Source organism: Pseudomonas sp. Nvir, from assembly GCF_963778085.1.
Taxonomy (GTDB): Bacteria; Pseudomonadota; Gammaproteobacteria; order Pseudomonadales; family Pseudomonadaceae; genus Aquipseudomonas; species Aquipseudomonas juntendi.
Genome location: NZ_OY970405.1, coordinates 261619 through 274255 on the forward strand (window position 1 = coordinate 261619; position 12637 = coordinate 274255).

Below are 12637 nucleotides of genomic sequence, written 5' to 3' on the forward strand. Positions count from 1 at the left end.
CTCAACCCATGCCGGGCCGGCAGCTTCGATGCACGCCCCGGCACCGAGGAGGAAACATGGACAAGCCGATTCATCCTTTGTCGGAAATCTTCAAACAGTTGGGGCTGTCTGACGACCCGGTCGAAATCGACCGCTTTATCACGACACACTCACCGCTCGAGGACGATGTGAAACTGGTAGATGCGCCTTTCTGGAGCGACTCGCAGCGCGCGTTCCTGAAAGAAAAATACATCGCCGATGACGACTGGATCCCGATGATCGACCAACTCAACGAGGCGCTTCACCCCCTGAAAAAATAAAGCGCCGAGCGGCACCTGACGAGTGAATGGCCGTTGCTATGCTCAGGAAAACAACCGGGGATAGCGCGATGAAAGATCCCTACGTATCAGGTTTCTGGTGCTCCGTTTCCATCCTGGGCATTCTGACGGCCAGTTACTTCTACGGCATCAGGCAGGCGCATCAACTGAACCAGGCGGTGCAGTTCCTCTACGCCGCCGCCGCGGTCACCGTGGCTGTCGCCGTGGTGGCGCTGGCCTGGGTCGCCTGGCAGCAGTTGCACCTGAACAAGCGCGAAGTGATCCAGGGGCGCACGTTGCTGACCATCTGGAACACCAAAGTTGCGCTACGCCGCGTCGAAACGGTCTTCGATCGTTATTTCTGGGGGAGCTACTGGCATTCGGGGCGCACTTTCGAAGAGGTCATGGGCGAACTCAAGGGCACCCCGCTGGAGCAAAGCCTTGATGCGCTGAAGCGCCAGTGCCGGGTGCTCGACCGCGAAATCCACGACCACCATCATCATTGGCTGGCCAACGCCCGCGACCTGTCCAGCGTGGCCCAGGCCATGGCCCGCGAGCGCTACCAGCTGGACCTGGGCGAACCCACGCAAAGCGGGCATGGCAATACCGCTGTGCTCAATCGCGACCTCGAAGTGCTGGTCTACACCTGGTCGGCGCGCCTGCGCAGTTTTGACCACCAGCTGGACGAACTGGAGCGCGGCTACCACTGAAAGCGCTTATTCGCCGCGTATGTATTGCTCCAGCTGCTTGATCAGGCTGGCTTGCTCGGCAATGGTTTCCTTCACCAGGTCGCCGATCGACAACAGCCCTAGCAGCTCGCCATTGCTCACGACCGGCAAGTGGCGCAGGTGGCGGTCGGTCATCAGGTTCATGCAGTACTCGAGGTTCTGCCTGGGCTCGACCGTGACCACTGGTGCACTCATGATTTCCCGTACCGGGGTGGCGGCAGAAGAGCGGCCCTTGAGCACCAGCTTGCGTGCATAGTCGCGCTCACTGACGATACCCACCACCTGCTTGCCCTCGACTACCGGCAGTGCACCGATGTTTTTCTCCGCCAGCATTTTCAGGGCGTCGAGCACCGAGTCATCCGGGCCGATGGTGTACACGGTCTGGTGCTGGGACTTGGTCTTGAGGATTTGTTCGACGGTCTTCATACGGGCCTCTGCGGGTGGAAAAGCGCTGTCTCGGTGTAACTAAAGCATCCGGTACGGCGCTCTGCACGGCAATGCAGGAAACGGCATGGAGTCGATTGAAAAACGTCATCGGTGTGCGCCTATGCGGGCCTCTTCGCGGCTAAAGCCGCTCCCACAGGTGTGTCATTGGCCTCAGAGCCTGTGATGCACCCTATGGGAGCGGCTTTACCGGTGCAGCCGATCAGAGGTTCGGCATTTGCCCGATCCGCGCGACCATTTCGCTGACGACCTGCAGGTCCAGCATGAACTGCTCTACCGTCTTGAACTCGTTGTCGTTGTGCCCGGTGTACTTCACGTCTGGCATGGCCAGGCCGAACTGCACGCCATTGGGCAGGTCGTGTACCGACGTGGCACCCGCCGAGGTGCCGAACTCATGCTTCATGCCCAGGTTCTCGCTGGCCACCGCCAGCAGAGCCTTCACCCACTCGCCCTCGGGGTTGCGATACATCGGTTCGTCCAGGCTATGGTCGAAGGCCACCGAGGTGCGGCTCTGCCGGGTCCATTTGTCCAGTCTGGTGGCCAGTTCGTCCTTGATGGTGGCAAGCGGCTTGCCCTTGGGAATGCGCAGGTTCACCGCCAGTTTCAACCCTTTGTCGGCCACCCCTACATAGGTCAACGACGCGGTCAGCGGGCCCATGAACGGGTCTTTGAAGGCCACGCCCAGCTTGTTGCCCAGGTAGTCCAGGCCCCAGTTGTCGGCAGCGTAGCGGGCGGCGTCGGTGAATTGGTTGTGCTTGAGCGGTACTTGCTGGCCCACGCCAGCAAGGAAGTCGAGCATGCGTGCAACCGGGTTTACCCCGGACTCCGGCTCCGAGGAATGCGCGGAAACCCCGGTTACTGTCAGCACCACCTGCTTGCCGTCGGCCTTGGCGTCGATGCTGAAGTCACCACCGTGCTGCTTTACATACCCGGCGCCGGCTTGCTGCAGTTGTTTGGCGAGTGCTGCCGGGTTGTCGGTGGCCAGGGTTGCGACCGAGGTGGTGGGGATCTGGTTGGTGGCCAGCCCGCCAGTCAGGTTGATGATTTCAGCACCTTCACCCGTGGCCGGGCGTTTGCTGAAGCTGGCCATGATCGTACCGTAGCCCTTCTCGGCAATGACCACCGGGTAGCCGCCATCCAGCGCCAGGTTGTAATCAGGCGTGGGGTTGCGCTCGAAGTAATAGGGGATCGCATCCCCACTGGTTTCTTCCGTCGTGTCGATCAGCAGCTTGAATTGGCGGGCCAGTGGCAGGTTTTCGTCCTTGGCCACTTTCAACGCATACATCGCGACAACGATGCCATTCTTGTCGTCTTCGGTGCCGCGGCCATACATGCGGTCGCCAACCAGGGTGACCTTGAACGGGTCCAGGCGGGTGCCGTCGGCCAGCTTCCAGTTGTCCGGATTGACCGGCACCACATCGGCGTGGGCATGGATGCCGATCACTTCCTTGCCGCTGCCGAGCGAAATTTCGTAAACCCGGTTATCGATGTTGCGGAACGCCAGGCCGAAACTGTCGGCCAGTGCTTTGATCTTGTCGGCGATTTTCAGGAACGCCGGGTTTTCGTACTGCGGCGTACCCTCGACGTTGTAGGTTGGAATAGCCACCAGTTCGCGCAGGGTTTCAGTGGCAGCCTTGCCGTATTTGATGCGGGTATACAGGCCAAGCAGGCGGTTGATCTCGTCCTGTTGCCCGGCGGCCAGCGGTTTGCCGTTCAGGTAGGCCTGCAGTGTCGCCTCAAGGTTATCGGCCTTGGCCAGGTCACTGCCTTTGAGCTTGCCGAGGAACTGCTTGAAGTCACGCGGGTCGCTGCCGTCGAAGGTTTTGACGATTGCCGCGGCCTGTTGCTGAGTGAGGTTGGCCTGGGCCGGTTGGGTGAACAGGCCGATGCTGGCCAGCAACAGGGTGGTGGCGGTGAGTTTTTTCAGGTGCATGGTTGCGCGCATTCCTTCGCCATGGATTGTTATGGGGTACCCGTTGGAGCAACGGGAGGACGCCCACGCTAACATCAATGGCCAGTGGCACGGGAGTGCCAGAAACGCGACATGTCGCACAAATGAAAAAGCCCCGGGCACAGGCCCAGGGCTTTTTGATATGGCGCACTCGGCGGGATTCGAACCCACGACCCCTGCCTTCGGAGGGCAGTACTCTATCCAGCTGAGCTACGAGTGCAACGCGCACGCATGATACCCATCTGCGCCGGTCGCGTCCATCGCCTTGATCTGTAGCCTTTTTCCCGGTTGCCTGTGCCGGCCGGTTCGCGGCTGAAGCCGCTTCCACCCAGTGGGAGCGGGCGTGCCCGCGAAAGGGCCGGTTGCCAGTACGCAAATGATGACTTTTCCGCCAGGCTGTTCAACCATTCGTTCTTTTTTTCGAACAGCCTATTGTCCAACACCCCAGCAGCCGCTTAGCATTCGTTTGAGATTTCAAACGCTCGATGCCCTGCCTTGGGCGCTTTTCAACAATCAACAATTCGGGAAGCCGACATGCAGCTCAAAGACGCTCAGTTGTTCCGCCAGCAAGCCTACATCAACGGTGAGTGGCTGGATGCGGACAATGGCCAGACCATCAAGGTGACCAACCCGGCCACCGGTGAAGTCATCGGTACCGTGCCTAAGATGGGCACCGCGGAAACCCGCCGCGCCATCGAAGCTGCCGACAAGGCCCTGCCGGCCTGGCGTGCCCTGACCGCCAAAGAGCGCTCGACCAAGCTGCGTCGCTGGTTCGAACTGATGATCGAGAACCAGGACGACCTGGCTCGCCTGATGACCACCGAACAAGGCAAGCCGCTGGCCGAAGCCAAGGGCGAAATCGCCTACGCCGCCTCGTTCATCGAGTGGTTCGCCGAAGAAGCCAAGCGTGTTTATGGCGACACCATTCCGGGCCACCAGCCAGACAAGCGCCTGATCGTCATCAAGCAGCCAATCGGCGTAACCGCGGCCATCACCCCGTGGAACTTCCCGGCTGCCATGATCACCCGTAAAGCCGGCCCGGCCCTGGCCGCTGGCTGCACCATGGTGCTCAAGCCTGCTTCGCAAACCCCGTACTCCGCCCTTGCCCTGGTCGAACTGGCCCACCGTGCCGGTATCCCGGCTGGCGTGCTGAGCGTGGTTACCGGCAGCGCTGGTGAAGTGGGCGGCGAACTGACCGGCAACTCCCTGGTACGCAAGCTGTCCTTCACCGGCTCGACCGAAATCGGTCGCCAGCTGATGGAAGAATGCGCCAAGGACATCAAGAAGGTTTCCCTGGAGCTGGGTGGCAACGCCCCGTTCATCGTGTTCGACGACGCCGACCTGGACAAGGCGGTCGAGGGCGCGATCATCTCCAAGTACCGTAACAACGGCCAGACCTGTGTCTGCGCCAACCGTATCTACGTGCAGGACGGCGTCTACGACGCGTTCGCCGAGAAGCTGGCGGCTGCGGTGGCCAAGCTGAAGATCGGTAACGGCCTGGAAGATGGCACCACCACTGGCCCGCTGATCGACGGCAAGGCTGTCGCCAAGGTTCAGGAGCACATCGAAGACGCCGTTTCCAAAGGCGCCAAGGTACTGTCCGGCGGCAAGCTGATCGAAGGCAACTTCTTCGAGCCGACCATCCTGGTTGATGTACCGAAAACTGCTGCTGTCGCCAAGGAAGAGACCTTCGGCCCACTGGCGCCGCTGTTCCGCTTCCAGGACGAAGCCGAAGTCATCGCCATGTCCAACGACACCGAATTCGGCCTGGCTTCGTACTTCTACGCCCGCGACATGAGCCGTGTGTTCCGTGTTGCCGAAGCCCTGGAGTACGGCATGGTGGGTATCAACACCGGCCTGATTTCCAACGAAGTGGCGCCATTCGGTGGCATCAAGGCTTCTGGCCTGGGCCGCGAAGGTTCCAAGTACGGTATCGAGGACTACCTCGAAATCAAATACCTGTGCATCAGCGTTTGATCGCACGGTAACGGCTTTACCTCTGCCAGCGGGGCGCGAGAGCGACGTCTCGCTGGCCTTTTTTACATTGCAGTACCTGGTGGCCAGGGCGCTTGTGGCAGTCGATCAACGAATACTGTTCGCGAGCACTCCCAGCCACCCCCGAATAAAAGCGCCATTACTGTCGGCGCAATGAGGGCATTATGAGCAAGACCAACGAATCCTTGATGCAACGTCGTGTAGCTGCCGTCCCGCGTGGCGTTGGCCAGATTCACCCGATCTTCGTCGACAGCGCGAAGAACTCGACCGTGATCGACGTTGAAGGCCGCGAACTGATCGACTTCGCCGGCGGCATCGCAGTGCTGAACACCGGCCACCTGCACCCGAAAGTGGTTGCAGCCGTGCAAGAGCAGCTGACCAAGGTCAGCCACACCTGCTTCCAGGTGCTGGCCTACGAGCCTTACGTCGAGCTGTGCGAAAAGATCAACAAGCTGGTCCCAGGCGACTTCGACAAGAAGACCCTGCTGGTCACCACCGGCTCGGAAGCCGTTGAAAACGCCGTGAAAATCGCCCGTGCCGCCACTGGCCGTGCCGGCGTTATCGCCTTCACCGGCGGCTACCACGGCCGCACCATGATGACCCTGGGCCTGACCGGCAAGGTCGTGCCGTACTCCGCAGGCATGGGCCTGATGCCAGGCGGCATCTTCCGCGCCCTGTTCCCGAGCGAGCTGCACGGTGTGAGCGTTGACGACGCCATCGCCTCGGTCGAGCGCATCTTCAAGAACGACGCAGAGCCACGCGACATCGCTGCAATCATCCTGGAGCCTGTACAAGGCGAAGGCGGCTTCCTGCCAGCGCCTAAAGAGCTGATGAAGCGCCTGCGCGCCCTGTGCGACCAGCACGGCATCCTGCTGATCGCCGACGAAGTTCAGACCGGCGCTGGCCGCACCGGCACCTTCTTCGCCATGGAGCAGATGGGCGTTGCGCCTGACCTGACCACCTTTGCCAAGTCCATCGCCGGCGGCTTCCCGCTGGCCGGTGTATGTGGCAAGGCCGAGTACATGGACGCTATCGCTCCGGGTGGCCTGGGCGGCACCTACGCCGGCTCGCCGATCGCTTGCGCCGCAGCCCTGGCCGTGATCGAAGTGTTCGAAGAAGAGAAACTGCTGGACCGCAGCAAGGCAGTGGGTGAGCGCCTGACCACCGGCCTGCGTGAAATCCAGAAGAAGCACCCGATCATTGGCGACGTTCGTGGTCTGGGCTCGATGATTGCCGTCGAAGTCTTCCAGAAAGGCACCCACACTCCTGACGCCGCTGCTGTTGGCCAGGTTGTGGCCAAAGCCCGCGAAAAAGGCCTGATCCTGCTGTCTTGCGGCACCTACGGCAACGTTCTGCGGATTCTGGTTCCGCTGACCGCCGAAGACGCGCTGCTGGACAAAGGCCTGGCCATCATCGAAGAGTGCTTCGCTGAACTTGCCTGATGTGATGCGCTTCAGAAAAAACCCGCCTCGGCGGGTTTTTTTATGCCCGGTGATGCGTCGGAGGCTATGGTTGTTGGATGATGCGCCCAGCACGTTGTAAAAGGCTGAGGCAAGGATTTACAGGAGTAGTTGGCGATGAACGCTGCAGAGCCCACCCCACCGAGCGTACTGATCGTCGAAGGCGACCCATGGGTACGCGACATGCTCAGCGAGATGCTGCTGAGCGTTCGCTGCGATGCCCGCCTTCAGGTCTGCGCCGACGGCTCGCAAGCGCTCAGCGCCCTGGCCGCCAAGCCGGACCTGATCATTGCAGCACGTGAGCTGGCTGGCATCGACGGCCTCGACCTGCTGCGCAAAGTACGCGCCAAAGGGTCGGGGTTGCCGTTCATCCTCATGAGCAACCGCAGCGACAGTGCGAGTGTGCGTGAAGCCCTGCCGCTGCACCCCACGGCGTACCTGAGCAAGCCCCTGAACCTGGGTAACCTGCGCAAGCGCCTGGAACAGTTGCTGCTGGGCGTGGGCGAAGAAATCGCCTGCCCGGTGCCGCCCTTGCAGCCCGGTGCCAGCCTGCGCGCTTACCTCGAACAGCGCCGGGCTACTGCCGATGGCGGGCCGCTGCTGGCCGATTTGCAGGTGGCGATCAAGCGAGCCCTGAACCCTGAGGGCCTGAACCTGAAAGTGCTGGAAGAAGAAGTCTGCCGTGACCCGCAAGTGACCGCGGTGCTGATAGCGGCTGCCAACAGCGCAGCGCTGCACCGTGAAGCACCGGTGCAAACCCTGCTGCAAGCCCTGAACAAGCTGGGCAGCACGCAAAGCATGAACCTGATTCTGGGCATGACCCTCAAGCGCAGTGCCCGCCTCAGCGACCCCTTGCTGGCGCAGCATGCGGCGCAGTACTGGGATTTGTCCCTGCACACCGCCGAATATGGCCGTACGCTGGCGCGCCTGCTGGCGCTGGACGAAGGGCTTTGCTATTGCGCAGGGTTGCTGCATTGCCTGGGCGACCTGGCGGTGCTGCGCTGCCTGCAGGAATGGCGCCTGGCGGGCGGCGAGCTGGACGAAGACAAGGTCCAGTTGTCGCTCAACGAGTTCGGTGCCGCATTCGGCTCGGCGCTGCGCACCCGCTGGCGCTTGCCGTTGGCTTTACGCGAGCTGATCGCGGCGATCTATCAACTCGGTGGCGGGGTGTACTCGCGCGATATTCTGGCCATGAACCTGGCCGGGCAGTTGGCGCGGCTACCGGCTGGGCAGGGGCTGGCGAAGATTGCCAGTGGCAAGACGGCGCGTTTGCTGAAGATGGGCTTGCCGGAGCTGACCCGGTTGCGCAAGGTGGAGAACCCCGAAACCAGTTCGCAGCCCGCGGCTGAAGGCCCGATACAAGCCGACGATGCTCCTTGAGCCGGGCAGGCGTAAGGGGGTTCAACCGCGCACGATCTGGTTCTTGCCCTGCCGCTTGGCCTGGTACATCGCCGCATCGGCGCGGGCATACAGGCTGTCCAGCGCCACATCTTCAGCGGTCAACCCGGTAAGCCCCTGGCTCACCGTTACCCCGTAGGTGTGCGCCCCATGGCTGAAGCTCAAACGCTGAATCTGCCGCTGTAGCCGCTCGGCTATCTGCCCGGCCAGCTCGGCACTGCACCCTGGGAAGACTGCCGCGAACTCTTCGCCGCCAATACGCCCGAACAGGTCGCCACGGCGCAACACAGCCTTGCCGCTGTCGGCGATGTGCTGCAGCACCTGGTCGCCTTCCTGGTGGCCATAGCTGTCGTTTATCTGTTTGAAGTCGTCGATGTCCAGTAACAGGAAGGCCAACGGCGTGCCGTTTTCCCGGGCGCTGTCAAACGCCGCTTGGGCGCATTCGAAGAAGTGCCGGCGGTTGCTGCTTTGGGTCAGCACGTCAATGGTGGCCAGGCGCTGCAACTCGCCTTCCAGCTGCTTTTTCTCGGTGATGTCTTCGGCAATGCCGACGATGATCACGCGGTCGCCGTCATGCTGCTGGTTGATGTAGCACTTGTCGCTCAACCAGCGCACTTGCCCGTCGGCATTGATGATACGGTACTCGCGGTCCTCGACCGCGCCTTTGAGCAGCACCTGGGCCAGGCTGCGCTCGGCGTATTCCAGGTCGTCGGGGTAGATGCTGTCGCGCCACTCGTTGAAGTCGGCCAGTACCAGGCTGGCCGGGCGGCCGAAGATGCGCTCGTAGGCGGGGCTTACGTACAGCACTTCGCGTGTTTCCCAATCGAAGGCCCAGAGCACCGCGTTGACACTCTCGAGCAACGAGCTGAACAGCTGTTCGCGTTCGCTCAGGCGGGCGACTTCACCTTGCGCATGAAGGAGCGCCAGTAAAGTGCGGGCGGCTCCCGGTGGTACCGGGCCTGGCGATGTCATTGGAATATTCTTGGCCATGTGCACGTAGCGAGTCTCGACGTGAAAGCGTGCGGCCAGCATCCTGCCCGCCACGCGGGCGATGTGCGGGGTTTGAGTGGGGGCGAGGTGGGGAAGTTCCAGCTGGCACGCCCCATGCTGGGGCGTGCCGATCAACGGCGATCAGGCGCCGGTCGGGCGCAGTGAATAGGTTTTCAGCTGTGCCGCGAAGTCGCGCAGGGCTTGAATACCACTGGTTTCGGCTTCGTGTACCCAGTCCTTGATGGCGGCCAGCATGTCATGGCCGTTGGCGCTGGTGCGGGCCCAGATCTGCTGCAAGGCCAGGCGCTTTTCGTAGATGGTTTTCAAGGCCTGGCTGTGCGCAAGCATCGATTCGATGCGCACATGGTGGCGGTCTTCGAGCAGGCTGGTTTCACGGGATAGCAGGCGCTTGGCACGGCGGAAGTGGTGGCGCACCGAGGCGTCGACACGCGCCAGTTCCAGCTTTACCAGTGGGGCGATCACCAATTTGCGGTACTGGGCCATGATCTGGAAGCGGTTGTTGAGGATCGCCATGGCGGTGTCCATGTCCAGGCTACCTTTGCCTTCCACCCGATGGGCAATCGGCGCCACACGCTGCACCTTGGCCAGGCGCAGCAGGCAGAACAGGCGGATCCACGCCCAGCCCATGTCGAACTCCCAGCGCTTGACCGACAGCTTGGCCGAATTGGGGTAGGTGTGGTGATTGTTGTGCAGCTCTTCACCACCGATCACGATGCCCCACGGCACCAGGTTGGTGGCCGCGTCACGGCATTCGAAGTTGCGGTAGCCGAACGCGTGGCCCAGGCCGTTGACGACACCGGCAGCCCAGAACGGGATCCACATCATCTGGACCGCCCAGATGGTGATACCGAGGGTGCCGAACAGCAGCAGGTCGATCACGGCCATCAACGCGATGCCGCCCAATTTGTAACGCGAGTAAAGGTTGCGCTCGATCCAGTCATCAGGGCAGTTCTTGCCGTAGATGCGCAGGGTGTCTGGGTTGCGGGCCTCTTCACGATACAGCTCGGCGCCTTTGCGCAACACCGTGCTCAGGCCTTTGTGCACAGGGCTGTGCGGGTCGTCGGGTGTTTCGCACTTGGCGTGGTGCTTACGGTGGACCGCCGTCCACTCGCGGGTGTTCTGCGCCGTGGTCAGCCACAGCCAGAAGCGGAAGAAATGCTTGAGCGCGCCGTTGAGCTCAAGGGCCCGGTGCGCAGAGTAGCGATGCAGGTAGACCGTGACGCTGACAATGGTCACGTGGGTCATCAACAGGGTGATGCCGACCAGTTGCCAGGCCGACAAGTCGAGCAGGCCGTTGTACCACATAGATGTAAATGCCCTCGAAATGCGGGGGGAAGGGTCGATTATCCCTTGGTGGGGAAATAAAACCAGTCAACCTGTTCAGACAGGAGGTCACGACATGTTTCAGCCTTTATAATGCCCCTTTCTTTTCAATGGGCTATCCCACCCGACATGTCTGTTTCCGTTCGCGACGCCTTGCGCATGGCCGCGCTCTATGTGGTGCTCTCGATCCTCTGGCTGGTGCTGGCCGAGGTGATGCTTCAGAGCATGACCGACGACCCCCTGGCATTGACCGTGGGGCGGCAGATCAACGTGGTGGTGTGGGTGCTGTGCAGTGCCTTGCTGATTTACCTGTCCCGGGTGCGGCTGCTGCATTTCATCGGCCATGGCGCGCGGTTGCGCTGCGAAGACCGGGAACGCCTGCGCATGGCCGCCGCGGTGTTCGACAGTACCCTGGAAGGGGTGCTGGTAACCGACCGCCAGGGCCTGATCGTGCACGTCAACCGTGCCTTCATGCGCATTACCGGTTACCAGCAGCACGAGGTGATCGGCCAGCGCCCGAGCAAGTTCAAGTCGGGCCGCCATGGCCAGGCCTTCTACCAGCAGGTTTACGCCACCCTGGCTGAAAAGGGCGAGTGGAGCGGCGAAATCTGGAACCGGCGCAAAAGCGGCGAAATCTACCCGCAGTGGCAGACCATCTGCGCTATTCACGATGACGAGGGTGAGCTGAGCCATTACGTGGCCGTGTTCAGTGACATCAGCGCGATCAAGCATTCGGAGCAGGAACTGGCCTACCTGGCCCACCACGACCCGCTGACCGGCCTGCCCAACCGCTTGCTGTTCAACGACCGCGTCGAGCAGGCCCTGGCCGCGGCGCAGGCCAACAAGCGTGGGTGCGCCCTGCTGCTGCTGGACCTGGACCACTTCCAGAGCATCAACGATGGCCTTGGCCACACCATCGGTGACCAGTTGCTGAGGCTGGTGGGGGAGCGCCTGGGCAAGATACTGGGCAATGCTGTGACCTTGGCCCGGCTGGGCGGTGACGAGTTCGGCGTGCTGGCCGAAGGCTGCCAGCAAGTCGGCCAGGCAGGCAAACTGGCGCAGGGCATCATCGAGCGCATGCGCGAGCCGTTCCTGTTCGATGGCCATCGGTTGTTCATCAGTGTCAGTGCCGGTATCAGCCTGTTCCCCAGCGATGCCTTGTGTGCCGAACAGTTGCTGCGCAACGCCGATTCGGCTTTGTACAAGGCCAAGGGCAATGGGCGAGCCTGCTATGCGCTGTACACCGAAGAACTGACGGCCCACGCCCAGCACCGGGTTGAAACAGCGGGCGAGTTGCGCCGCGCACTGGAGCATGACGAACTGCGGGTGTTTTTCCAGCCGGTACACGACCTGGCGACCGGCAGCCTGGTCGGGGTCGAAGCGTTGGTGCGCTGGCAGCATCCGCAGCGCGGCCTGGTGCCGCCAGGCGAGTTCATCCCGATCGCCGAGCGTACCGGCCTGATTGCCGAAATCGATGCCTGGGTGCTGCGCCAGGCCTGCCGGCAAATGGTGCAGTGGCAGGCGCAAGGCCGGCAATTGGCGTTCGTGGCGGTGAACATCTCCAGCCGGCTGTTTGGCCAACATGAGTTGTACCGGCAAGTGGCCGACGTCCTGCACGACACCGGCCTGGCCCCCGCCTTGCTGGAGCTGGAAGTGACCGAAAGCGCTGTGATGGAAGACCCGGAGGTGGCGCTGGAGCAACTTCACCGCTTACGTGAGCTTGGCGTGACCCTGGCCATTGATGACTTCGGCACCGGCTACTCTTCGCTGCTGCGGCTCAAGCGTTTGCCCGTTCAGAAGCTGAAAATCGACCAGGGCTTCGTTGCCGGGTTGCCGCTGGATGAGGATGACATCGCGATCGTGCGGGTGATCATCGCCCTGGCCCGCAGCATGGGCATGCAGGTGCATGCCGAGGGTATCGAGCAGGCAGAGCAGGCCGCCTTCCTGCTGCAGCAGCAGTGCCAGCTGGGGCAGGGCTACTGGTTCGGGCGGCCGGTGCCGGCTGCGGATTTGCACTGGGATTGAGTGCCT

At 62.1% G+C, this 12637-nt stretch carries 10 protein-coding genes and 1 tRNA gene; 6 read left to right on the top strand and 5 right to left on the bottom strand.

Annotated elements, in window-relative coordinates:
• Positions 1 to 56: 56 nt before the first annotated feature.
• Together AACG97_RS01455 and AACG97_RS01460 are read left to right on the top strand one after the other, a co-directional pair.
• Complete coding sequence (locus AACG97_RS01455) at positions 57 to 299, top strand: DUF2789 domain-containing protein (protein ID WP_009682211.1); 243 nt, start codon at positions 57 to 59, stop codon at positions 297 to 299.
• Between the two features lie 68 nt (positions 300 to 367).
• Positions 368 to 1006 carry a hypothetical protein gene (locus AACG97_RS01460; RefSeq protein WP_009682212.1) on the top strand — a complete coding sequence of 213 codons (639 nt, stop codon included), beginning with the start codon at positions 368 to 370 and terminating at the stop codon, positions 1004 to 1006.
• A 6-nt stretch (positions 1007 to 1012) separates the two neighbouring features.
• Here the strand turns inward: AACG97_RS01460 and AACG97_RS01465 are convergent, their stop codons facing one another.
• The 3 genes from AACG97_RS01465 to AACG97_RS01475 all read right to left on the bottom strand — a co-directional run bounded on the left by AACG97_RS01465 (position 1013) and on the right by AACG97_RS01475 (position 3639).
• Positions 1013 to 1450 carry a CBS domain-containing protein gene (locus AACG97_RS01465; RefSeq protein ID WP_009682213.1) on the bottom strand — a complete coding sequence of 146 codons (438 nt, stop codon included), beginning with the start codon at positions 1448 to 1450 and terminating at the stop codon, positions 1013 to 1015.
• A 220-nt stretch (positions 1451 to 1670) separates the two neighbouring features.
• A complete protein-coding gene (locus tag AACG97_RS01470) occupies positions 1671 to 3401 on the bottom strand; it encodes a dipeptidase (RefSeq protein WP_197885524.1) in 1731 nt (576 codons plus the stop codon).
• 161 nt (positions 3402 to 3562) lie between these two features.
• Positions 3563 to 3639, bottom strand: a tRNA-Arg gene (locus tag AACG97_RS01475).
• Between the two features lie 314 nt (positions 3640 to 3953).
• Between AACG97_RS01475 and gabD the strand changes: the two genes are divergently transcribed.
• From gabD to AACG97_RS01490, 3 genes are all read left to right on the top strand, one after another.
• Complete coding sequence (gene gabD / locus AACG97_RS01480; RefSeq protein WP_009682215.1) at positions 3954 to 5396, top strand: NADP-dependent succinate-semialdehyde dehydrogenase; 1443 nt, start codon at positions 3954 to 3956, stop codon at positions 5394 to 5396.
• Positions 5397 to 5578: 182 nt separating this feature from the next.
• Positions 5579 to 6856, top strand: coding sequence for a 4-aminobutyrate--2-oxoglutarate transaminase (gene gabT, locus AACG97_RS01485; RefSeq protein WP_029884784.1), 1278 nt, complete (start codon positions 5579 to 5581; stop codon positions 6854 to 6856).
• Positions 6857 to 6991: 135 nt separating this feature from the next.
• Positions 6992 to 8254, top strand: coding sequence for a response regulator (locus tag AACG97_RS01490; protein ID WP_009682218.1), 1263 nt, complete (start codon positions 6992 to 6994; stop codon positions 8252 to 8254).
• 21 nt (positions 8255 to 8275) lie between these two features.
• Here AACG97_RS01490 and AACG97_RS01495 read toward each other — a convergent pair whose 3' ends face one another.
• Complete coding sequence (locus AACG97_RS01495) at positions 8276 to 9304, bottom strand: GGDEF domain-containing protein (protein WP_029884782.1); 1029 nt, start codon at positions 9302 to 9304, stop codon at positions 8276 to 8278.
• A 99-nt stretch (positions 9305 to 9403) separates the two neighbouring features.
• Positions 9404 to 10588 (bottom strand): delta-9 fatty acid desaturase DesA, encoded by a 1185-nt coding sequence (gene desA, locus AACG97_RS01500; protein WP_115293233.1) that lies wholly within the window; start codon positions 10586 to 10588, stop codon positions 9404 to 9406.
• A gap of 147 nt (positions 10589 to 10735) precedes the next feature.
• Here desA and dibA point away from each other — a divergent pair, with 147 nt between their 5' ends.
• Positions 10736 to 12631, top strand: a complete 1896-nt coding sequence (gene dibA / locus AACG97_RS01505) for a phosphodiesterase DibA (RefSeq protein ID WP_197885522.1) — start codon at positions 10736 to 10738, stop codon at positions 12629 to 12631.
• Positions 12632 to 12637: the final 6 nt, after the last annotated feature.